This window comes from Enterobacter sichuanensis, assembly GCF_002939185.1.
Classification (GTDB): domain Bacteria; phylum Pseudomonadota; class Gammaproteobacteria; order Enterobacterales; family Enterobacteriaceae; genus Enterobacter; species Enterobacter sichuanensis.
In genome coordinates, this window is record NZ_POVL01000014.1 from 1 (window position 1) to 20,769 (window position 20,769).

Annotated in this window: 20 protein-coding genes; 10 read left to right on the forward strand and 10 right to left on the reverse strand. The window is 56.4% G+C overall.

Annotation, left to right across the window (positions count from 1 at the left end; genetic code table 11):
* Positions 1-29: 29 nt before the first annotated feature.
* The 9 genes from C5687_RS08395 to rpmH all read right to left on the reverse strand — a co-directional run bounded on the left by C5687_RS08395 (position 30) and on the right by rpmH (position 7,549).
* A complete protein-coding gene (locus C5687_RS08395; RefSeq protein ID WP_014833835.1) occupies positions 30-596 on the reverse strand; it encodes an NADPH-dependent FMN reductase in 567 nt (188 codons plus the stop codon).
* A gap of 36 nt (positions 597-632) precedes the next feature.
* Positions 633-1,379: a 4'-phosphopantetheinyl transferase family protein gene (locus C5687_RS08400; RefSeq protein WP_025756965.1), complete on the reverse strand. Its 747-nt coding sequence runs from the start codon at positions 1,377-1,379 to the stop codon at positions 633-635.
* 122 nt (positions 1,380-1,501) lie between these two features.
* Complete coding sequence (yidZ, locus tag C5687_RS08405) at positions 1,502-2,473, reverse strand: HTH-type transcriptional regulator YidZ (protein WP_059386264.1); 972 nt, start codon at positions 2,471-2,473, stop codon at positions 1,502-1,504.
* Complete coding sequence (locus C5687_RS08410; RefSeq protein ID WP_104556733.1) at positions 2,442-3,617, reverse strand: MFS transporter; 1,176 nt, start codon at positions 3,615-3,617, stop codon at positions 2,442-2,444. Before C5687_RS08410 ends, yidZ begins: the two co-directional genes overlap by 32 nt.
* 111 nt (positions 3,618-3,728) lie before the next feature.
* A complete protein-coding gene (gene mnmE, locus C5687_RS08415; protein ID WP_021242672.1) occupies positions 3,729-5,093 on the reverse strand; it encodes a tRNA uridine-5-carboxymethylaminomethyl(34) synthesis GTPase MnmE in 1,365 nt (454 codons plus the stop codon).
* A gap of 72 nt (positions 5,094-5,165) precedes the next feature.
* Positions 5,166-6,809 (reverse strand): membrane protein insertase YidC, encoded by a 1,644-nt coding sequence (gene yidC / locus C5687_RS08420; RefSeq protein WP_025756968.1) that lies wholly within the window; start codon positions 6,807-6,809, stop codon positions 5,166-5,168.
* A gap of 2 nt (positions 6,810-6,811) precedes the next feature.
* Positions 6,812-7,069: a membrane protein insertion efficiency factor YidD gene (gene yidD, locus C5687_RS08425; protein WP_001307474.1), complete on the reverse strand. Its 258-nt coding sequence runs from the start codon at positions 7,067-7,069 to the stop codon at positions 6,812-6,814.
* Positions 7,033-7,392, reverse strand: a complete 360-nt coding sequence (gene rnpA / locus C5687_RS08430) for a ribonuclease P protein component (protein ID WP_024907873.1) — start codon at positions 7,390-7,392, stop codon at positions 7,033-7,035. Before rnpA ends, yidD begins: the two co-directional genes overlap by 37 nt.
* 16 nt (positions 7,393-7,408) lie before the next feature.
* Complete coding sequence (rpmH, locus tag C5687_RS08435; RefSeq protein ID WP_000831330.1) at positions 7,409-7,549, reverse strand: 50S ribosomal protein L34; 141 nt, start codon at positions 7,547-7,549, stop codon at positions 7,409-7,411.
* Between the two features lie 600 nt (positions 7,550-8,149).
* Here rpmH and dnaA point away from each other — a divergent pair.
* The 4 genes from dnaA to gyrB are packed head-to-tail and all read left to right on the forward strand — an operon-like array spanning position 8,150 to position 14,162.
* The gene (gene dnaA / locus C5687_RS08445; RefSeq protein WP_010426558.1) at positions 8,150-9,544 is read left to right on the forward strand and encodes a chromosomal replication initiator protein DnaA; all 1,395 of its coding nucleotides are present in this window, start codon (positions 8,150-8,152) and stop codon (positions 9,542-9,544) included.
* Between the two features lie 4 nt (positions 9,545-9,548).
* Positions 9,549-10,649 carry a DNA polymerase III subunit beta gene (gene dnaN / locus C5687_RS08450; RefSeq protein WP_014830028.1) on the forward strand — a complete coding sequence of 367 codons (1,101 nt, stop codon included), beginning with the start codon at positions 9,549-9,551 and terminating at the stop codon, positions 10,647-10,649.
* Complete coding sequence (recF, locus tag C5687_RS08455) at positions 10,649-11,722, forward strand: DNA replication/repair protein RecF (RefSeq protein ID WP_013094779.1); 1,074 nt, start codon at positions 10,649-10,651, stop codon at positions 11,720-11,722. Before dnaN ends, recF begins: the two co-directional genes overlap by 1 nt.
* A gap of 28 nt (positions 11,723-11,750) precedes the next feature.
* Complete coding sequence (gene gyrB / locus C5687_RS08460; RefSeq protein ID WP_047957396.1) at positions 11,751-14,162, forward strand: DNA topoisomerase (ATP-hydrolyzing) subunit B; 2,412 nt, start codon at positions 11,751-11,753, stop codon at positions 14,160-14,162.
* Positions 14,163-14,195: 33 nt separating this feature from the next.
* Here the strand turns inward: gyrB and C5687_RS08465 are convergent, their stop codons facing one another.
* Complete coding sequence (locus tag C5687_RS08465) at positions 14,196-15,131, reverse strand: LysR family transcriptional regulator (RefSeq protein WP_104556734.1); 936 nt, start codon at positions 15,129-15,131, stop codon at positions 14,196-14,198.
* A gap of 108 nt (positions 15,132-15,239) precedes the next feature.
* Here C5687_RS08465 and C5687_RS08470 point away from each other — a divergent pair, with 108 nt between their 5' ends.
* The 6 genes from C5687_RS08470 to dgoD all read left to right on the forward strand — a co-directional run bounded on the left by C5687_RS08470 (position 15,240) and on the right by dgoD (position 20,733).
* Positions 15,240-16,265: a zinc-dependent alcohol dehydrogenase family protein gene (locus tag C5687_RS08470; RefSeq protein ID WP_104556735.1), complete on the forward strand. Its 1,026-nt coding sequence runs from the start codon at positions 15,240-15,242 to the stop codon at positions 16,263-16,265.
* 114 nt (positions 16,266-16,379) lie between these two features.
* Complete coding sequence (gene yidA, locus C5687_RS08475) at positions 16,380-17,195, forward strand: sugar-phosphatase (RefSeq protein WP_045285338.1); 816 nt, start codon at positions 16,380-16,382, stop codon at positions 17,193-17,195.
* Positions 17,196-17,422: 227 nt separating this feature from the next.
* Complete coding sequence (gene dgoR, locus C5687_RS08480) at positions 17,423-18,112, forward strand: D-galactonate utilization transcriptional regulator DgoR (protein ID WP_003861109.1); 690 nt, start codon at positions 17,423-17,425, stop codon at positions 18,110-18,112.
* Positions 18,109-18,987: a 2-dehydro-3-deoxygalactonokinase gene (locus C5687_RS08485; protein ID WP_104556736.1), complete on the forward strand. Its 879-nt coding sequence runs from the start codon at positions 18,109-18,111 to the stop codon at positions 18,985-18,987. The genes dgoR and C5687_RS08485 overlap by 4 nt, the downstream gene beginning before the upstream one ends.
* Positions 18,971-19,588 (forward strand): 2-dehydro-3-deoxy-6-phosphogalactonate aldolase, encoded by a 618-nt coding sequence (locus tag C5687_RS08490; RefSeq protein WP_047957399.1) that lies wholly within the window; start codon positions 18,971-18,973, stop codon positions 19,586-19,588. Before C5687_RS08485 ends, C5687_RS08490 begins: the two co-directional genes overlap by 17 nt.
* A complete protein-coding gene (gene dgoD, locus C5687_RS08495; RefSeq protein ID WP_047957400.1) occupies positions 19,585-20,733 on the forward strand; it encodes a galactonate dehydratase in 1,149 nt (382 codons plus the stop codon). The genes C5687_RS08490 and dgoD overlap by 4 nt, the downstream gene beginning before the upstream one ends.
* Positions 20,734-20,769: the final 36 nt, after the last annotated feature.

Below are 20,769 nucleotides of genomic sequence, written 5' to 3' on the forward strand. Positions count from 1 at the left end.
AGGGTGAGGGCATCAGCCCGCACTTCACCTTACGCCTTCACCCGCTTAATATAATCCCCGAACGCCGTCAGCTGGCCAGAGAGATGGTCACGCGTGCTCTGATCCACCACTTCACCCGTCTGCGGGTCGACCTTGTTCTGAATCACTCCGCCCATAAATTCCGGCTTGTTCATCACCATTGCATCCAGGAAAACCAGGATCTGGCGCAGGTGATACTGGCAACGTGCGCCGCCAATAGCCCCCATAGAGCTGGTCTGGATCAGTACCGGTTTGCCTGAAAGCGGCTGTTCCGGCAGACGGGATAACCAGTCAATGGCGTTTTTCAGACCACCCGGAACCGAGTAGTTATACTCCGGGGTGACGATGACCACACCGTCGGCCTGGCGGATCTGCTCTGCCAGCGCTTCCACGCTCTGCGGGAAACCCTCCTCCTGCTGTACGTCTGCATCATAAAGCGGGATATCGCCGATAGACGGCAGGGCGCTTATCTCCATACCTGCGGGTGCCAGCTGCGGCAGCGTGCGGGCAACCATCCCATTAAACGAACCTTTGCGCAGGCTTCCCAGTAACGTAACGACTTTCAACGTATCAGACATGATTACTCCTGTTTCATCATGATGACCCTGAATGGATCAGCTAAGAGTGTATGCTTTTTCTGCCGGTAAACTGGTTAATCGCATCAGGCGTGCGGCGGGCTCGTTGGCGCGCTCGGGCACATCAGGAAGGCTACGCCATCCCTGCTGACTGTCAAATTCCCAGATTTTCATGCGCTCGATGGCGGGGGTAACCGCAATGGACCAAATAAGCACATCCTCTGCGTCACAGAGCGCTTCTACCAGCGCGGCTTTAGTGGCACGCAGGCGTCCGGAGCCGGGCAGCAACTGCAGCAGGCTGGCGTCGTCTGAGGCGCATCCACAGAGCTTGCGAATGCTCTGGCGCAGGGTGATGAGCTGGGTTCTGGCCTCGCTGGGATCATTCTGGTTGCGCACCCAAAGCTGCTCATTACTTGAGAGCGGATAGTCATCGTGCGGGTTGGCACCGTGGAAGCCACGCGTCGCGCGCTGCAGTTCCATATCCAGCCCGCAGTCCCCTTCGGTGGTCAGTGCGACGCCAATGATATTGCCCGTGTAGGCAATGGAAAAACGAGGGAGTTCCGGGTCGGCAAAAACCGGGCGGCCTTCTGGTTGGGTGATGATCTCCGGCAGTTCGCTGGTGCCGTACAGCATGAACAGCAGCTCGGCGAGAAGCGCCCGGGAGGCTAAAAAGCGCGACCTGCGGTGTTCCGGAAGTTTGCCTGCTTCACTGAGGCAGGAAGAAGAGAGTCTGGCCGATACGAGACGTCCTTCAGTAAGTATCCCTCTTGCAAAGTGCGTTGCCATTTTTCGCTCCTTGATAATGGTCGTATTCGGTTAAACGGTTACATGATTATCGCTTAACTTGACTCCTGTTTTAATCAGTAAATGTGCGTATGAGAAGCTTCAGGACCGAACTTTACATTTTCTTAGGCAAAAATTGGATCGCTCGCACCGTACAGCGCCTTAATGGTCTCCCGTAACCAGAGAATTTTCGGATTGTGGCTGTTACGTTTATGCCAGATCAGCGTGAAGGGAACGGTAAGCTTTTCGGCCTGCGCTTCGTCAATGGGAATGGGAAGGGCGATCAGCTTCCGCTGGTGGAGTTGATTGTAGTGGTGGCAGTAGTGGGGAGCCGTAGCGATATAGTTATGACCGGGCTGCGCCGCCATAAACATTGACTGCTCAAAGCCCGGTACGCTCATGGCAATGTTTCTCTCCCGCCCCATCTCTTTTAGCACTTCGTCCAGCGCCCAGGTGTCGCTGCGTTCCCAGAAGATGCTGATATGCGGATAGCGCAGGAAGGTCTCGAGGTTCCACTCATCCTGCAGCGCAGGGTGATCCTCACGCAGATACACGCACGGACGGTCGCTGAACAGGATCTCATAGTCGATAAACCACGGCATCAGCTTCAGCAATTCACGTGAGCGCGGATGCGTTTCACGGCCGGTGAAGCCCAGATCCACTTCTCCACGCGTAATGGCGTCCAGCGAGTCGTAATCCCAGTGGCGCATCTTCACCGTAGCCTGCGGGTAGCGCTGGTTCACCTGCTCCAGCAGGGCGTTAAAGCGGATCAGCATCAACGGCGTTTCGGCGGACAGCACGAACGTCAGCCCGCCCGGGGCGTCATGGTGGAATTTATCGAGGATCTGGTTGCCGATTTGCATCCAGTCGGCCAGATCCTGCTCCAGGCTCACCGTCAGCGGCGTTGGCAGCAGCCCTAACGGCGTTTTGACAAACAGCGGGTCGTCAAACCAGTCACGCAGTTTGGCCAGTGATTTACTCACCGCCGACGGCGTCACGTTCATCCGCTTCGCCGCTTTGGTGACGCTGCGCTCCTGCAGCAAAAGCTGCAGGCAAAGCAACAGGTTAAGATCGAGACTGCTGATGGGCTTCTTCATAATGCGCCGCGGGCTGGATGACCATAAGTAAGATGATGCAGAGCATGCTACAGCCAATCAGAATCCCGATCAGCATATTGAGCGCGTTAAGTCCGATGACCGCCGCCAGCCATATCCACAGGGACGAGCCGCAGACCTGGGCGATACCAAGCACCGAGCTTGCCACGCCTGCCCGCAGCGAGAACGGGCCGAGCGCCTGACTCATCGCCACGCCAAAACCCACCGAGAACCCGGCGCAAATGAGGGTAATGCCCACCAGCATTACCGCATGTGTGCTGGCGGTCGCCAGGATGATGCCTGCGGTGAGGAATAAAACCTGTGAGGTCAGCATCAGCGTGCGCTGACGAAAGACGTTCAGCGCAAACGGCGTCGAAAATGAAACGGCCATACTCACCATCGCGGTTAACGCCATCACCGTTGAATACTCACCGCGATCGAAGCCCATGGTCTCCATCAGCAAAACCGGGGAAACGTTTACATAGGTCAGGATCACCGCCACGCTTAACGTGGTCACGGCCAGACGGCTGAGGAAGAAGCGGTTAAACAGTTTCTCGGCAGGGTGAATCGTCGCGGTATGACCGCTATTCTGCGAGCCCGGATGGGTCTCTTTTAGTACGGCGATCGACAGGATAAACACCAGCGCACCCATCGCCGCCATCGTCCAGAAGAGGCTCTGCCACGGGAATTTCAGCATGATCATATAGCCCACGACCGGGGCCAGCACCGGGATAATGCAGGTAATACCGTTCAGCATCGACAGCACCTTAGCGCGACGCTGGGCGCTTAACGTATCACGCAAAATCGCAAAGGCGACGACGTAGCAACCGCCGGCACCAATGCCCTGGATAAAGCGTCCTGACAGGAACAGCGTGCTGTTCTGTGCCTGCGAACAGAGTATGGAGGCCAGTGCAAAGATGATGGCACCGGTTATCGCGACAGGCTGACGTCCGGCTTTGTCCGCTATTTTCCCGGCAAACACCATCGACGACGCCATCCCCGCGAGATAGGCCGAAAACGCAATATGCAGCTGCGCTTCGCTGGCGCCCAGATCGCGGGCGATGTGCGGTAATCCCACCAGATACATATCAATGCCAGATGGATAAAGCAGAACCAGTGCAAAACTACAAAACAGAAAACGCGCCATAAACCCCCCAAAGGTGAAGGCAAGCAGGATAAGGGGTGAATGGGGTTGAAGCGAGTTGCCATTTGGACAATGGTGATTTCCCTGGAGGAAATCACCATCGATCAGGGTGGGTCATTTACCAATACAGAAGCTCGAGAAGATCCTTCCCAGCAGATCGTCCGACGTAAACTCCCCGGTGATCTCGCTCAGATTCTGCTGCGCCAGGCGCAGCTCTTCCGCCAGCAGTTCACCCGCCCAGGCGCCTATCAGCTGCGCTTTACCCTGAACAAGGTGGTTCGCCGCCTCTTCCAGCGCCTGCAGGTGGCGACGCCGCGCCAGGAAGCCGCCTTCCATGCTGGTGTCAAAGCCCATGCTCTGCTTGAGATGGTTACGCAGGTCGTCCACGCCCTCGCCGGTACGGGCCGACAGGCGAATAAGTGAGTGACCATTTACATCACTGATGCCCAGCGTTTCACCGGTGACGTCTGCTTTGTTACGCACCACGGTGATCGGTAGCTTCGCCGGCAGACGGGCGATAAAGTCCGGCCAGATCTCTGCCGGGTCAACGGCGTCGGTGGTGGTGCCGTCCACCATAAACAGCACGCGGTCGGCCTGCTCGATCTCCTGCCAGGCACGTTCGATACCGATGCGCTCAACTTCGTCGCTGGCATCGCGCAGACCGGCGGTGTCGATGATGTGCAGCGGCATGCCGTCGATGTGGATGTGTTCGCGCAGCACGTCGCGGGTGGTTCCGGCAATGTCGGTCACGATCGCCGCTTCACGGCCCGCCAGGGCGTTCAGCAGGCTCGATTTGCCGGCATTGGGACGCCCGGCGATGACCACCTTCATCCCTTCACGCAGCAGGCTCCCCTGGCGCGCTTCGGCACGCACGGCGTCGAGATCGGCCATCACCTGGTTGAGCTGGGCTTCGATTTTGCCGTCAGAGAGGAAGTCGATCTCCTCATCCGGGAAGTCGATCGCCGCTTCGACGTAGATTCGAAGGTGAGTAAGTGCTTCCACAAGGTGATTCACGCGCGCGGAGAATGCCCCCTGCAGCGAGTTCAGGGCGGAGCGGGCCGCCTGTTCAGAACTGGCGTCGATCAGGTCTGCAATCGCCTCTGCCTGCGCCAGGTCGAGCTTGTCGTTGAGGAAGGCACGTTCGGAGAACTCGCCCGGCTTCGCAATGCGCAGGCCCGGCAGGGTCAGAATACGTTTTAACAACAGGTCGAGGATGACCGGGCCGCCGTGGCCCTGCAGCTCCAGCACGTCTTCGCCGGTGAAGGAGTTTGGGCCGGGGAACCACAGCGCAATGCCCTGGTCCAGGGGCGTGCCGTCGGTGTCTTTAAACGGCAGATAATCAGCGTAGCGCGGCTTTGGCAGCTTACCCAGTACCGCTTCGGCGACCTCGCGCGCCTTCAGGCCGGAGATACGCAGAATGCCTACACCACCGCGTCCCGGTGGGGTTGCCTGGGCGACGATAGTGTCGTTATGGCTCATGGTTGCTCTCGTTCAATACAAATAAAAAAGGCGGTCAATCGACCGCCCTTATTTTAGCGTTAACTTAACGGATCAGGACTTTTTCTTTTCGCGGCTATGCAGGCCACGTTTTTCCAGACCACGGTAAATCAGCTGCTGCTGGATGATGGTCACCAGGTTGCTGACGATATAGTACAGCACCAGACCTGACGGGAACCACAGGAAGAACACGGTGAAGATGACCGGCATAAAGGTCATGATCTTCTGCTGCATCGGGTCGGTCACGGTGGTCGGCGACATCTTCTGAATGAAGAACATCGTCACGCCCATCAGGATCGGCAGGATGTAGTACGGGTCCTGTGCGGACAGGTCATGGATCCACAGCGCGAACGGCGCATGGCGCAGCTCAACGGAGCCCATCAGCATGTAGTACAGCGCAAGGAAGATTGGCATCTGAATCAGCAGCGGGAAGCAGCCACCCAGTGGGTTTACTTTCTCTGCTTTATACAGGGCCATCATTTCCTGGCTCTGACGCTGTTTGTCATCGCCCAGACGCTCACGCATTGCCTGAATCTTCGGCTGCAGCATACGCATCTTCGCCATGGAGGTGTACTGCGCTTTAGTCAGCGGGTACATGATGCCACGAACGATAAAGGTGATAACGATGATGGAGAAGCCCCAGTTACCCAGGAAGCTGTGGATGAACTTCAGCAGCTTAAACAGCGGCTGAGAGATGAACCACAACCAACCGTAGTCAACGGTCAGATCCAGGTGCGGCGCAACAGCGGCCATTTTGTCCTGAATTTCCGGGCCGACCCACAGGGTGCTGGCCATCTTTCCGGTTTGACCCGGCTGAACCAGAACCGGCTGAGATTTGTAGCCGATGGCTGCAAGACCGTTACCCAGGTTCGCGGTGTAGAAGTTGTTGGTACCGTCGTTATTTGGCACCCACGCCGTCGCGAAATACTGCTGCAGCATCGCCACCCAACCGCCTTTAGCGCTGACGTTCAGGTTTTCGTTATCGGCAATAGTGTCGAATTTGTATTTCTCATACTTCGCGTCAGGCGTGGAGTATGCTGCGCCACGGAAAGTATGCAGCGCAAAGTTGCTGCTTCCGGTGTCACGGTGAGACGGCAGATTGATGGACTGCTTCAGCTGGCCGAAGGTCGACAGTTCCAGCGGTTTCGCACTGGCGTTCTGTACGGTATAGCCCACGTTCACCGCATACTCACCGCGTTTCAGGGTGAAGGTTTTGGTGAAGGTGTTGCCCGCGGCGTCGGTGTAGGTCATCGGAATAGCAAGTTCGTTCTGACCATCAGCCAGCACAAAAGCGTCTTTCTCGACGTTATACAGTGGACGCGCACCGTTAGCCGGGTTATCCGGGCCATCACGACCGGTCAGGCCGCTCTGCGCCTGGTAGATAAACTCTGGCGTGGTTTCCAGTAACTGGAACGGTTCGTTAGACTTCAGCTCTTTCGGGTAGGTTAACAGCAGCGCCTGCTCAACATCACCACCACGGGTGTTGATTGTCAGCTCAAGCACATCGGTCTTAACCGTAATCTGTTTCCCCTGGCCACTGGCCGGTACGCCCTGGTCGGCGGCGCTACCCGCTGCGGTGGTCGTTGTCTGCGTGACCTGCTGTTGTGGTTGAGGATTTTTATCCTGCTCCCACGCCTGCCAGATCATGAAAGACACGAACAACAAAGCGATGATAAGAAGATTGCGTTGCGAATCCATCGTTAGTGTTCTCTGGTATCAAAAGGTCCTGGAGGGACGGGATCGTCTCCACCTGGGTGTAAAGGGTGGCATTTTAATACGCGTTTCACCGTCAACCAACTGCCTTTTATCACTCCAAACCTGCGCAATGCCTCAATTCCGTAGCTTGAGCATGTTGGTGTGAAACGGCAGTGCGGCCCGAGTAGCGGACTAATCAGGCGTTGATAGACCCGAATGAGGGCTATCAGGACCCGTGAGCCAGGCGACAGTGGCGGCGCCATAATTTTTCCAACGCTTCCGAGAGAGCACGGTTATCGAGGTCGGCAACCCCTTTTTTAGCCACCACCACGAAATCCATAGAAGGCAGTTCGTGCTGACGTAAACGGAAGCTTTCACGCGTCAGACGTTTAATCCGATTGCGTTCATGCGCACGCTTAACATTTTTTTTGGCGACTGTGAGACCGATGCGGGGATGCCCCAGCGAATTTTGGCGGCCGAGGATGGTGATTTGCGGCGTGCCAGCCCGTTGTGGCTGCTGGAAGACGAAAGTGAAATGAGCGGGAGTTAACAAACGTAACTCCCTGGGAAATGCTAGCTTAACCACTCAGGGGTTAGCTTTATTACTTGGAAACGGTCAGACGAGCGCGGCCTTTAGCACGACGACGTGCCAGAACCTGACGACCATTTTTAGTAGCCATACGAGCACGGAAGCCGTGAGAACGGTTGCGCTTCAGTACAGACGGTTGAAAAGTGCGTTTCATGGCGATTTCTACCTAAACTTGAATAAATTCATGGCTTTTTTCGGATGCCCGAACGAGATTCGAATGACGGACGCCGAAGCCGTGGGTGATTAAAGAGGCCGGATTGTAATAATTGTACACTCCGGAGTCAATTCTCTTTCCTTAAATCCCTGCGTATTTCCGCACGATTTCGCGTGGAAAATGAGCAACGGACGACGCAGGAGATGAGCATCACGCGCCGGGTCGAGGATTATACGGGCTCACCGATAAAGCGCAAGGATCGTCCCGGATCTTCGTTAGATCATTTAAGCAATAAATTGTCTGTGCTCATTAAATTTTCCAATATGCGGCCTAAATCGCGGGGCACTCGCGCCAGGATCGTTTACACTTACCCGGTTCCGGATCTTCCTGTGGATAAATCGGGAAGAATCTGTGAGAAACAGAAGATCTCTGGCTCAGTTTAGGCTATGATCCGCGGTCCCGATCGGGATCCCAGGATCCTGGTCAGGATAAATTGCAGATAGCAATTCGCACGTCCCCCTTTACACAGGGTCATGCCGATGTGCGCCAACAATCATGAATATTCAATAGTTTTCTTTTATTGTTCGAGTGGAGTCCGCCGTGTCACTTTCGCTTTGGCAGCAGTGTCTTGCCCGATTGCAGGATGAGTTACCAGCCACAGAATTCAGTATGTGGATCCGCCCGTTGCAGGCGGAACTGAGCGATAACACGCTGGCTTTGTATGCGCCAAACCGTTTTGTGCTCGATTGGGTAAGGGACAAGTACCTTAACAACATCAATGGACTGCTGAACGATTTCTGCGGGTCAGATGCCCCACAGCTGCGCTTTGAAGTAGGCACAAAGCCGGTTACCCAAACCGTTCGTGAAACCGTCAATGTGGCAGCGCCTGCCCAGGCCGCTCCCGCGCCTGCGCCTCGTGTCGCGCCTGCTCGTCAGGGTTGGGATAACGTCCCGGCACCGGCTGAGCCAACCTACCGCTCTAACGTTAACGTGAAACACACGTTCGATAACTTCGTTGAAGGTAAGTCGAACCAGCTGGCGCGCGCGGCGGCTCGCCAGGTTGCTGATAACCCGGGTGGGGCCTATAACCCGCTGTTTCTTTATGGCGGCACGGGTCTGGGTAAAACCCACCTGCTGCATGCGGTGGGTAATGGCATTATGGCGCGCAAGCCAAATGCCAAAGTGGTGTATATGCACTCCGAGCGCTTCGTTCAGGACATGGTTAAAGCCCTGCAAAACAATGCGATCGAAGAGTTTAAACGCTACTATCGTTCCGTTGACGCGCTGCTGATCGATGACATTCAGTTCTTTGCTAATAAAGAACGATCGCAGGAAGAGTTTTTCCACACCTTCAACGCCCTGCTGGAAGGCAATCAGCAGATCATTTTGACCTCGGATCGTTATCCAAAAGAGATCAACGGTGTTGAAGATCGTCTGAAATCCCGCTTCGGCTGGGGCCTGACCGTGGCGATCGAGCCACCGGAGCTGGAAACCCGCGTTGCGATCCTGATGAAGAAAGCCGATGAAAACGACATTCGCCTGCCGGGTGAAGTGGCGTTCTTCATTGCCAAGCGTCTGCGCTCCAACGTGCGCGAGCTGGAAGGGGCACTGAACCGCGTTATCGCCAATGCCAACTTCACCGGTCGTGCAATCACCATCGATTTTGTGCGTGAAGCGCTGCGCGATTTGCTGGCATTGCAGGAAAAACTGGTCACCATCGACAATATTCAAAAGACGGTGGCTGAGTACTACAAGATCAAAGTGGCTGATTTACTGTCTAAACGTCGTTCCCGCTCGGTGGCGCGTCCGCGTCAGATGGCGATGGCGCTGGCAAAGGAGTTAACCAACCACAGTCTGCCGGAAATCGGGGATGCGTTTGGTGGCCGCGACCATACGACCGTGCTGCATGCGTGTCGCAAGATTGAGCAGTTACGCGAAGAAAGCCACGACATAAAAGAAGATTTTTCCAATCTAATCAGAACATTATCATCGTGACGCTATGAAATTTACCGTTGAACGTGAACATTTATTAAAACCGCTGCAACAGGTGAGTGGCCCATTAGGTGGCCGCCCAACGCTGCCTATTCTCGGAAACCTGCTGCTTCAGGTCGCGGACGGTACGCTGTCGCTGACCGGTACAGATCTGGAAATGGAAATGATCGCACGCGTTACGTTGACGCAGCCGCACGACGCAGGCGCGACCACGGTTCCGGCACGTAAATTCTTTGATATCTGCCGTGGGCTGCCGGAAGGCGCTGAAATCGCTGTGCAGCTTGAAGGCGACCGTATGCTGGTGCGCTCTGGCCGCAGTCGTTTCTCGCTCTCCACGCTGCCCGCTGCGGACTTCCCGAACCTGGACGACTGGCAAAGTGAAGTCGAATTCACCCTGCCGCAGGCGACGATGAAGCGTCTGATTGAAGCCACGCAGTTCTCTATGGCGCATCAGGACGTTCGTTACTACTTAAACGGCATGCTGTTCGAAACCGAAGGTGAAGAGCTGCGTACCGTGGCCACTGACGGCCACCGTCTGGCGGTCTGTTCTATGCCGATTGGTGATGCGCTGCCCAACCATTCGGTGATCGTGCCGCGTAAAGGGGTAATAGAGTTGATGCGTATGCTCGACGGCGGCGATACGCCGCTGCGCGTGCAGATCGGCAGCAACAACATCCGCGCTCACGTGGGTGATTTTGTCTTCACATCGAAGCTGGTTGACGGTCGTTTCCCGGATTATCGCCGCGTATTGCCGAAGAACCCGGACAAAACGCTGGAAGCTGGTTGCGACAGCCTCAAGCAGGCCTTTGCTCGCGCCGCTATTCTTTCCAACGAGAAATTCCGCGGCGTGCGCCTGTACGTCAGTGAAAATCAGATCAAAATCACCGCTAACAACCCGGAGCAGGAAGAGGCAGAAGAGATTCTGGACGTCACCTACGCCGGCGCAGAGATGGAAATCGGCTTTAACGTCAGCTACGTGCTGGACGTGCTGAATGCGCTGAAATGCGAGAACGTGCGCATCCTGCTGACCGATTCCGTATCAAGCGTACAGATTGAAGATGCCGCATCACAGTCGGCTGCCTATGTTGTCATGCCAATGAGACTGTAATGTCGCTCACCCGTCTGTTGATCCGCGACTTTCGCAATATCGAAAGCGCGGATCTCGCTTTATCCCCTGGCTTTAACTTCCTGGTTGGCGCCAACGGCAGTGGCAAAACCAGCGTGCTTGAGGCCATCTATACGCTCGGCCACGGTCGGGCGTTTCGCAGTTTGCAGATTGGTCGCGTCATTCGCCACGAACAGGAGTCTTTTGTTCTGCACGGGCGTTTGCAGGGCGAGGAACGGGAGACCGCCATCGGCCTGACCAAAGACAAGCAGGGCGACAGCAAGGTGCGCATCGACGGTACCGACGGCCACAAGGTGGCGGAGCTGGCGCTGCTGATGCCGATGCAGCTGATTACGCCGGAGGGGTTTACTTTACTCAACGGCGGCCCCAAATACAGAAGAGCGTTCCTCGACTGGGGATGCTTTCACAACGAAGCCGGTTTCTTTAATGCCTGGAGCAACCTGAAGCGCCTGCTTAAGCAGCGTAACGCCGCATTGCGCCAGGTGACGCGCTACGCCCAGCTGCGCCCGTGGGACATGGAACTCATTCCTCTTGCGGAACAAATCAGCCGCTGGCGTGCCGAATACAGCGCAGGTATTGCCGAAGACATGGCCGACACCTGCAAACAGTTTTTACCCGAATTCTCTCTCACCTTCTCCTTCCAGCGCGGCTGGGAGAAAGAGACGGATTATGCCGAGGTGTTAGAGAGAAACTTCGAGCGCGACCGCATGTTGACCTACACCGCGCACGGCCCGCACAAGGCGGATTTCCGCATTCGTGCCGACGGTGCGCCGGTGGAAGACACGCTGTCGCGCGGGCAGCTCAAGCTCCTGATGTGCGCGCTGCGCCTGGCGCAGGGGGAGTTTCTCACCCGTGAGAGCGGGCGACGCTGCCTGTACCTGATAGATGATTTTGCCTCGGAACTTGACGACGCGCGTCGCGGGCTGCTTGCCAGCCGCTTAAAAGCCACGCAGTCGCAGGTTTTCGTCAGCGCCATTAGCGCTGAACACGTTATGGACATGTCGGACGAAAATTCGAAGATGTTTACCGTGGAAAAGGGTAAAATAACGGATTAACCCAAGTTGAAATGAGCGAGAAACGTTGATGTCGAATTCTTATGACTCCTCCAGTATCAAAGTCCTGAAAGGGCTGGATGCGGTGCGTAAGCGCCCGGGTATGTATATCGGCGACACGGATGACGGCACCGGTCTGCACCACATGGTATTCGAGGTGGTAGATAACGCTATCGACGAAGCGCTCGCGGGTCACTGTAAAGACATTATCGTCACTATCCATGCCGATAACTCCGTTTCCGTACAGGATGACGGCCGTGGCATCCCGACCGGTATTCACCCGGAAGAGGGCGTGTCCGCTGCAGAAGTGATCATGACCGTTCTGCACGCCGGCGGTAAGTTCGACGATAACTCCTATAAAGTTTCCGGCGGCCTGCACGGCGTAGGTGTTTCCGTGGTAAACGCCCTGTCGCAGAAACTGGAACTGGTTATCCAGCGCGAAGGCAAAATTCACCGTCAGATCTATCAGCACGGCGTGCCAGAAGCTCCGCTGGCCGTGACCGGCGAGACCGAAAAAACCGGTACGATGGTGCGTTTCTGGCCAAGCCTTGAAACCTTCACCAACGTGACCGAATTCGAGTACGACATTCTGGCGAAACGCCTGCGTGAACTGTCGTTCCTGAACTCCGGCGTCTCAATTCGCCTGCGCGACAAACGCGACAACAAAGAAGACCACTTCCACTACGAAGGCGGTATCAAAGCGTTCGTTGAGTATCTGAACAAGAACAAAACGCCTATTCACCCAAATATCTTCTACTTCTCCACCGAAAAAGACGGTATTGGCGTGGAAGTGGCGCTGCAGTGGAACGACGGTTTCCAGGAAAATATCTACTGCTTCACCAACAACATTCCGCAGCGTGACGGCGGTACCCACCTCGCAGGCTTCCGTGCGGCGATGACCCGTACCCTGAACGCCTACATGGACAAAGAAGGTTACAGCAAAAAAGCGAAAGTCAGCGCTACCGGTGACGATGCCCGTGAAGGCCTGATTGCTGTTGTCTCCGTGAAAGTGCCGGATCCGAAGTTCTCCTCTCAGACCAAAGACAAGCTGGTCTCCTCAGAAGTGAAATCAGCGGTTGAACAGCAGATGAACGAACTGCTGAGCGACTACCTGCAGGAGAACCCGAACGACGCGAAAATCGTTGTCGGTAAAATCATTGATGCAGCACGTGCTCGTGAAGCGGCGCGTAAAGCTCGCGAAATGACGCGTCGTAAAGGCGCGCTGGATCTCGCGGGTCTGCCGGGCAAACTGGCTGACTGTCAGGAACGTGACCCGGCGCTGTCCGAACTGTACCTTGTGGAAGGGGACTCCGCGGGCGGTTCTGCGAAGCAGGGCCGTAACCGTAAGAACCAGGCGATTCTGCCGCTGAAGGGTAAAATCCTTAACGTTGAGAAGGCGCGCTTCGACAAGATGCTCTCTTCTCAGGAAGTGGCGACGCTGATCACCGCGCTGGGCTGCGGCATTGGCCGTGACGAATACAACCCGGACAAGCTGCGCTATCACAGCATCATCATCATGACCGATGCGGACGTCGACGGCTCTCACATCCGTACGCTGCTGTTGACCTTCTTCTACCGCCAGATGCCGGAAATCGTTGAGCGTGGCCACGTCTACATTGCTCAGCCGCCGCTGTACAAGGTGAAAAAAGGCAAGCAGGAACAGTACATCAAAGATGACGATGCGATGGATCAGTACCAAATCGCTATCGCGCTTGATGGTGCGACCCTGCACGCGAACTCCAGCGCACCGGCACTGGCGGGTGAACCGCTGGAGCGTCTGGTGTCTGAGTTCAACGCCACGCAGAAAATGATTGGCCGTATGGAGCGTCGTTATCCGAAAGCGCTGCTGAAGGAGCTGGTCTACCAGCCAACCCTGACCGAAGCCGATCTGAGCAGTGAACAGGCCGTTACCCGCTGGGTGAACACCCTGGTGAGCGAGCTGAACGAGAAAGAGCAGCACGGTAGCCAGTGGAAATTTGATGTTCAGCAGAACGCCGCTCAGCAGTTCGAGCCGATTGTTCGCGTGCGTACCCACGGCGTCGACACAGACTACCCGCTGGAGCACGAGTTCGTGACCGGCCCGGAATACCGTCGCATCTGCACGCTCGGCGAGAAGCTGCGCGGGCTGATCGAAGACGATGCGTTCATTGAGCGTGGCGAGCGCCGTCAGCCGGTAGCCAGCTTCGAGCAGGCGCTGGACTGGCTGGTGAAAGAGTCCCGCCGTGGTCTCTCCATTCAGCGTTATAAAGGTCTGGGCGAAATGAACCCGGATCAGCTGTGGGAAACCACCATGGATCCGGAGAGCCGCCGCATGCTGCGTGTCACCGTGAAAGACGCGATTGCGGCTGATCAGCTGTTCACAACGCTGATGGGCGATGCGGTGGAACCACGTCGTGCCTTCATCGAAGAGAACGCGCTGAAAGCGGCAAATATCGATATTTAATCGTTGTCAGACTGCTTTACTCAGGCCGCGCGTTTAGCGCGGCTTTTTTATGGGCGCAGGCATTTCCTGCGACAGCACTGACGGTAAACGGCTGGCGAGCGTATCGACGGCAATTCTGACTCTCAGCGGCAGATGCGGCGTCTGTTGCCAGACAGCATGCACGTCGAAGCGCACATCCGGTGCCTGCTTTAACAGCGGGACGAGTTTTCCCTGATGAATTTCCCGGCTGGCCATCCAGCAGGGTAACCATGCAATGCCGTGTCCGGCCAGCGCCGCGTCGCAGATCGCCTGCAAATCATCCATATTGAGTGATGAGCGGGGGGTAAAGGTGTGCGAGGTCCCTGCGTTATCCATCAGTTGCCAGGGTAACACTCTGCCTGCCCGCTGATAGTTAATGGCCGCATGGTGGGGTAAATCAGCCACCGTTTCTGGCTGACCTCTTTTCTGCAGATACTCCGGCGCGGCGCACAGCACCATGCGGTGTTCTCCCAGTCTTCTGGCGACCAGAACGCTGCTGTCCTGCAGCGTGCCGTTGCGTACCGCCATGTCAAACCCTTCCTCGACAAGATCCACCACGCGGTCGCTGAATGACATTTCGAGCTCAAGTCCGGGGTGTTCCTGCGCCAGGTTTATCAGCAGCGGGGCGACGCACTGGCGACCAAACAGCACCGGCATAGCAACACGCAGGCGGCCGCTGACCTGCTGTTTTCCTGTTTCCAGCAGCGATTCTGCGCCGCGGATTTCTTCCAGCGCGCGCAGGCAGCGCTCGTAAAAAAGGGCGCCGTTATCAGTCAGGCTCTGGCTGCGGGTCGTGCGGTGAAACAGGCGTACCCCCAGCCGCTCTTCCAGGCGAGCGATGCTTTTTCCGACCGCTGAGCGTGACAAATGCAGACGGATAGCGGCCTGCGCAAAACTTCCCGCCTCAACGGCGGCCACAAAAACAGGAATATCCTTCAGCGTATCGGTCATAGATTGTATCTATTCATTCATCAATTAAGGGAAAATTTATCGCCACTGGCGACCTTTCGTCAACGGTAGACTGTAGTCTTGACACTTATTTGATGGCAGGAGAGAAAAATGACAGAGACAATGCAACGCTGGTCCATGAACGCCCTTGGGCGCGAAAGCCTCAAACTTATTCAGGAGCCTGTTCCCGAGCCAGGCCCGGGTGAAGTGCGCGTAAGGGTGAATGCTGTTGCGCTCAACTATCGCGATAAAATGGTGATTGAAGGCACTATGCCGATCCCGCTTTCCTTCCCGTTTACGCCGGCCTCGGACATGGCGGGGGTGGTGGACAGCACGGGGGAAGGCGTCACCCGTTTCCAGCCTGGCGCTCGCGTTATTTCCACCTTTTTCCCTGAGTGGTTCGATGGTAAGCCGCAGGCGGACGCACGCAATCTGCCCTATAAAACGTCCGGCGGCTACTTCCAGGGCATGCTGGCTGAGTATGTGATTGTGAAGGAAGATGCGCTGGTGGCCGCGCCGGAAACCCTGGATGACGCAGAGGCCAGCACCTTACCGTGCGCCGGGCTTACGGCGTGGTTCGCGCTGATCGAGCGTGGAAACTTGCGCGCCGGGCAAACGGTACTGGTACAGGGCACGGGCGGGGTGGCGATTTTCGCACTGCAAATTGCAAAAGCCCACGGCGCAGAGGTGTTTGTCACGTCGGGAAGTGATGAAAAACTGGCGCGGGCTAAAAAACTGGGGGCCAGCCAGGGCATCAACCGCGTGAAAGGCGACTGGGCTGAAACGACGCTGGCACTCACGCAGGATCGCGGTATTGACCATATTATTGAAACCGTGGGCGGGGAGAACCTGAAGCATTCCCTGCGCGCCGTTGCCGTTCATGGACGGATATCGGTCATTGGTGTGCTGGCGGGGGCGGAGATTTCACTGTCTGCTGGCGAGCTGTTGCTGAAATCCCCGGTCATTCAGGGGATTGGCGTGGGACATCGCCGGGCGCTGGAGGATTTTGTCCGGGCTGTTGATGTCACGAGTCTGAAGCCGGTCATTGAGCACCGCTACCGCTTTGATGAACTTGAACAGGCGCTCGAACATCTCGATCGCGGCGCGTTCGGTAAAATCGTTCTCACCCGCGAGTAAGTCATCATTCCCCCGGGATGCGTAAAAGGGGTATTCCTGTTGCGCAATGTAGCTCTATTTTTGTGTGCTTAATCGCGTTAGCATGAGGCAGCACTCATTTATCCCGGGGAACTCATGGCTATTAAACTCATTGCAATCGATATGGACGGCACGCTGCTGCTGCCAGACCACACTATCTCTCCAGCCGTTAAAAACGCGATCGCCGCGGCACGCGCAAAGGGCGTGAATGTGGTCCTGACCACGGGGCGTCCGTACGCGGGCGTACACAGCTACCTGAAAGAGTTGCACATGAATCAGCCTGGCGACTACTGCATCACCTATAACGGCGCGCTGGTACAAAAAGCCGCGGATGGCAGTACGGTTGCGCAAACTGCGCTGAGCTATGACGACTACCTGTTCCTGGAAAAACTGTCCCGTGAAGTGGGTTCCCACTTCCACGCGCTCGATCGCAATACGCTCTATACCGCCAACCGTGATATCAGCTACTACACGGTACATGAATCCTATGTTGCGACCATTCCGCTGGTGTTCTGCGAAGCCGAGAAGATGGATCCGGCGACCCAGTTCCTGAAAGTGATGATGATCGACGAACCCGAGATCCTGGATAAAGCGATTGCGCGCATTCCGGCCGAGGTGAAAGAGAAGTACACCGTGCTAAAAAGCGCGCCGTACTTCCTCGAAATCCTCGATAAACGCGTCAATAAAGGCACGGGGGTAAAATCGCTGGCCGACGCGCTGGGCATCAAACCTGACGAGATCATGGCGCTGGGCGACCAGGAAAACGACATCGCGATGATTGAATTCGCAGGCATGGGCGTGGCGATGGATAACGCCATTCCGTCGGTGAAAGAGGTTGCTAACTTTGTTACCAAATCCAACCTCGAAGACGGTGTGGCCTACGCGATTGAGAAATTTGTACTGTCCCGGTAACACATTGCCCGCAATCATCAGCCTCGGTTATCAACCGGGGCTTTTTTTGGCCCTGAGTTTATTGAATTGTTCTTTTTGTGATCTGGATTGTAGTACAACATTAATTGATTGTACTACATTACAACCACAGAAAAGGCGAAAGGCTTCACGTTTGTACTGCAAAAGTGAGGCGAAATTCAGCGGTCGCGGTAAAGTAGTGATGGACTTACAGAGCACAAGGACTCTCCATGACGCTGAACAAAACCGATCGCATTGTCATCACGCTGGGCACTCAGATTGTGGGTGGCAAATACGTTCCCGGTTCGCCGCTGCCAGCAGAGGCTGAACTGTGTGAGGAGTTTGAAACCTCGCGCAACATCATCCGGGAAGTGTTCCGCTCGCTGATGGCGAAGCGGTTAATTGAAATGAAACGCTATCGCGGCGCGTTTGTTGCACCGCGTAACCAGTGGAACTACCTCGATACCGATGTCCTGCAGTGGGTGCTGGAAAACGATTACGACCCGCGGCTTATCGGTGCGATGAGTGAAGTACGAAACCTGGTCGAACCCGCCATCGCCCGCTGGGCAGCAGAGCGCGCAACGTCAGGCGATCTGGCGCAGATTGAGTCGGCGCTCAACGACATGATCGCTAATAACCAGAACCGGGAAGCGTTTAACGAGGCGGATATTCGCTATCACGAGGCGGTATTGCAGTCGGTGCATAACCCGGTGTTACAGCAGCTTAGCGTGGCGATCAGCTCGCTACAGCGAGCAGTATTTGAACGTACCTGGATGGGCGATGAGGCCAACATGCCGAAAACGCTTCAGGAACATAAAGCGCTGTTTGATGCGATACGGCATCAGGACGGCGATGCGGCAGAGCAGGCAGCACTCACCATGATTGCCAGCTCGACACGAAGGCTGAAGGAAATCACATGACATCACGCTACATCGCAATTGACTGGGGATCGACCAATCTGCGCGCCTGGCTATACCAGGGCGAGCAGTGCCTGGAGAGCAGGCAATCAGAAGCAGGCGTTACGCGTCTGAACGGGAAATCCCCCGAGGCGGTGTTAGCTGAGGTGACACAAAACTGGCGCGATGGCGCGACGCCGGTGGTGATGGCGGGAATGGTCGGCAGTAACGTGGGCTGGAAGGTTGCGCCTTATTTGCCTGTTCCTGCCCATTTCTCTGCTATTGGCGAGCAGTTAACGTCCGTTGGCGACAATATCTGGATTATTCCCGGTTTGAGCGTCTCGCGTGACGATAACCACAACGTGATGCGCGGCGAAGAGACGCAGCTGCTCGGCGCGCGCACGCTTTCTCCTTCTTTTGTCTATGTGATGCCGGGTACGCACTGCAAATGGGTACAGGCTGACACGGAGCAAATCCACGATTTTCGCACTGTAATGACCGGCGAGTTACACCATTTGCTGCTCAATCATTCTCTGGTGGGCGCTGGCTTACCCGAGCAGAAAACGTCTCCGGAGGCCTTTACCGCCGGTCTTGAGCGCGGCCTCGCTTCGCCTGATGTTCTGCCGTCTCTTTTTGAAATCCGCGCCTCGCACGTGCTGGGAACCCTCCCGCGCGAGCAGGTCAGCGAGTTTCTTTCCGGCCTGCTGATTGGCGCAGAAGTCGCCAGCATGTGTGATTTTGTTGCGCAGGGGCAGGCCATCACGATTGTTGCAGGGTCATCGTTGGCTTCACGCTACGAGCAGGCTTTACGTCGCGCAGGGCACGACGTCTCAACGGTATCCGGTGACACGGCATTTCAGGCAGGAATAAGGAGCATCGCTCATGCAGTGGCAAACTGATCTTCCCCTTATCGCGATTTTGCGCGGTATCACGCCCGATGAGGCATTAGCTCATGTCGGGGCGGTTATCGATGCCGGGTTCGACGCGGTAGAAATCCCGCTCAACTCGCCGGATTGGGAAAAAAGCATCCCGGCAGTGGTGGAAGCGTTTGGTGATAAGGCGCTGATTGGCGCGGGGACCGTGCTAAAACCGGAGCAGGTGGACAGGCTGGCAAAGATGGGCTGCAAGCTTATCGTCACCCCCAACATTCATCCTGAGGTGATTCGTCGCGCAGTGGGTTACGGCATGACCGTCTGCCCGGGATGCGCCACGGCCACAGAAGCCTTTGCCGCTCTCGATGCGGGCGCACAGTCGCTCAAAATTTTCCCGTCGTCGGCCTTTGGCCCGGATTACATCAAAGCGCTGAAAGCGGTCTTACCCGCCAGCGTGCCGGTCTTTGCCGTGGGCGGCGTCACGCCAGAAAACCTGGTGCAGTGGATAAAAGCAGGCTGTGTGGGCGCGGGGCTGGGCAGCGATCTCTATCGCGCCGGGCAGTCCGTAGAACGTACCGCGCAGCAGGCGGCAGCATTTGTGAAAGCGTATCGAGAGGCAGTGCAATGAAAATAACCAAACTTACCACTTACCGTTTACCCCCGCGCTGGATGTTCCTGAAAATCGAAACCGATGAAGGTGTTGTCGGCTGGGGTGAGCCGGTGATCGAAGGCCGTGCACGCACGGTTGAAGCCGCCGTGCACGAGCTGGGAGAGTACCTGATTGGCCAGGATCCTGCGCGCATCAACGACCTGTGGCAGGTAATGTATCGTGCAGGTTTCTACCGTGGTGGCCCGATCCTGATGAGCGCCATCGCCGGTATCGACCAGGCGCTGTGGGATATCAAAGGCAAAGTGCTGAATGCCCCGGTCTGGCAACTGATGGGCGGCCTGGTGCGCGACAAAATCAAAGCCTATAGCTGGGTGGGCGGCGATCGCCCTGCGGAAGTGATCGACGGCATCACGCAGTTGCGCAACATTGGTTTTGACACCTTCAAGCTCAACGGCTGTGAAGAGATGGGCGTGATCGATAACTCACGAGCGGTAGACCGCGCGGTGAATACCGTGGCGCAAATCCGTGAAGCCTTCGGCAACGAGATTGAGTTTGGGCTGGATTTCCACGGACGCGTCAGCGCGCCGATGGCGAAAGTGCTGATTAAAGAGCTGGAGCCGTATCGCCCGCTGTTTATTGAAGAGCCGGTGCTGGCCGAGCAGGCTGAGTACTATCCGAAACTCGCAGAACAGACGCACATTCCCATCGCCGCGGGTGAACGCATGTTCTCGCGCTTCGAGTTTAAACGTGTGCTGGAAGCGGGCGGCATTGCGATCCTGCAGCCGGATCTCTCCCACGCGGGCGGCATCACCGAATGCTACAAAATTGCCGGAATGGCAGAAGCCTACGATGTGGCGCTGGCACCACACTGTCCGCTCGGGCCGATCGCGCTGGCGGCCTGTCTGCACGTAGATTTTGTCTCCCGCAATGCCGTGTTCCAGGAGCAAAGCATGGGCATTCACTATAACAAAGGCGCGGAGCTGCTCGACTTTGTGAAAAACAAAGAAGACTTCAGCATGGAAGGCGGTTTCTTTAAACCGTTAACGAAGCCGGGCCTGGGCGTAGAAATTGACGAAGCCAAAGTTATTGAGCTCAGTAAAAACGCGCCAGACTGGCGTAACCCGCTGTGGCGTCATGAGGACGGCAGTGTAGCGGAGTGGTGATCGCCCTCCCGTAGGCCCGGTAAGCGAAGCGCCACC

Bases quoted from the DNA above. Each gene is read 5' to 3' on its own strand.
- recF (WP_013094779.1), top strand. From the start codon at position 10,649: ATGTCGCTCACCCGTCTGTTGATCCGCGACTTTCGCAATATCGAAAGC.
- C5687_RS08410 (WP_104556733.1), bottom strand. From the start codon at position 3,617: ATGGCGCGTTTTCTGTTTTGTAGTTTTGCACTGGTTCTGCTTTATCCA.
- dgoR (WP_003861109.1), top strand. From the start codon at position 17,423: ATGACGCTGAACAAAACCGATCGCATTGTCATCACGCTGGGCACTCAG.
- C5687_RS08465 (WP_104556734.1), bottom strand. From the start codon at position 15,131: ATGACCGATACGCTGAAGGATATTCCTGTTTTTGTGGCCGCCGTTGAG.
- yidC (WP_025756968.1), bottom strand. From the start codon at position 6,809: ATGGATTCGCAACGCAATCTTCTTATCATCGCTTTGTTGTTCGTGTCT.
- dgoD (WP_047957400.1), top strand. From the start codon at position 19,585: ATGAAAATAACCAAACTTACCACTTACCGTTTACCCCCGCGCTGGATG.
- yidA (WP_045285338.1), top strand. From the start codon at position 16,380: ATGGCTATTAAACTCATTGCAATCGATATGGACGGCACGCTGCTGCTG.
- mnmE (WP_021242672.1), bottom strand. From the start codon at position 5,093: ATGAGCCATAACGACACTATCGTCGCCCAGGCAACCCCACCGGGACGC.
- yidZ (WP_059386264.1), bottom strand. From the start codon at position 2,473: ATGAAGAAGCCCATCAGCAGTCTCGATCTTAACCTGTTGCTTTGCCTG.
- C5687_RS08400 (WP_025756965.1), bottom strand. From the start codon at position 1,379: ATGGCAACGCACTTTGCAAGAGGGATACTTACTGAAGGACGTCTCGTA.
- C5687_RS08490 (WP_047957399.1), top strand. From the start codon at position 18,971: ATGCAGTGGCAAACTGATCTTCCCCTTATCGCGATTTTGCGCGGTATC.
- dnaN (WP_014830028.1), top strand. From the start codon at position 9,549: ATGAAATTTACCGTTGAACGTGAACATTTATTAAAACCGCTGCAACAG.
- yidD (WP_001307474.1), bottom strand. From the start codon at position 7,069: ATGGCGCCGCCACTGTCGCCTGGCTCACGGGTCCTGATAGCCCTCATT.
- gyrB (WP_047957396.1), top strand. From the start codon at position 11,751: ATGTCGAATTCTTATGACTCCTCCAGTATCAAAGTCCTGAAAGGGCTG.
- C5687_RS08470 (WP_104556735.1), top strand. From the start codon at position 15,240: ATGACAGAGACAATGCAACGCTGGTCCATGAACGCCCTTGGGCGCGAA.
- C5687_RS08395 (WP_014833835.1), bottom strand. From the start codon at position 596: ATGTCTGATACGTTGAAAGTCGTTACGTTACTGGGAAGCCTGCGCAAA.
- C5687_RS08485 (WP_104556736.1), top strand. From the start codon at position 18,109: ATGACATCACGCTACATCGCAATTGACTGGGGATCGACCAATCTGCGC.
- rpmH (WP_000831330.1), bottom strand. From the start codon at position 7,549: ATGAAACGCACTTTTCAACCGTCTGTACTGAAGCGCAACCGTTCTCAC.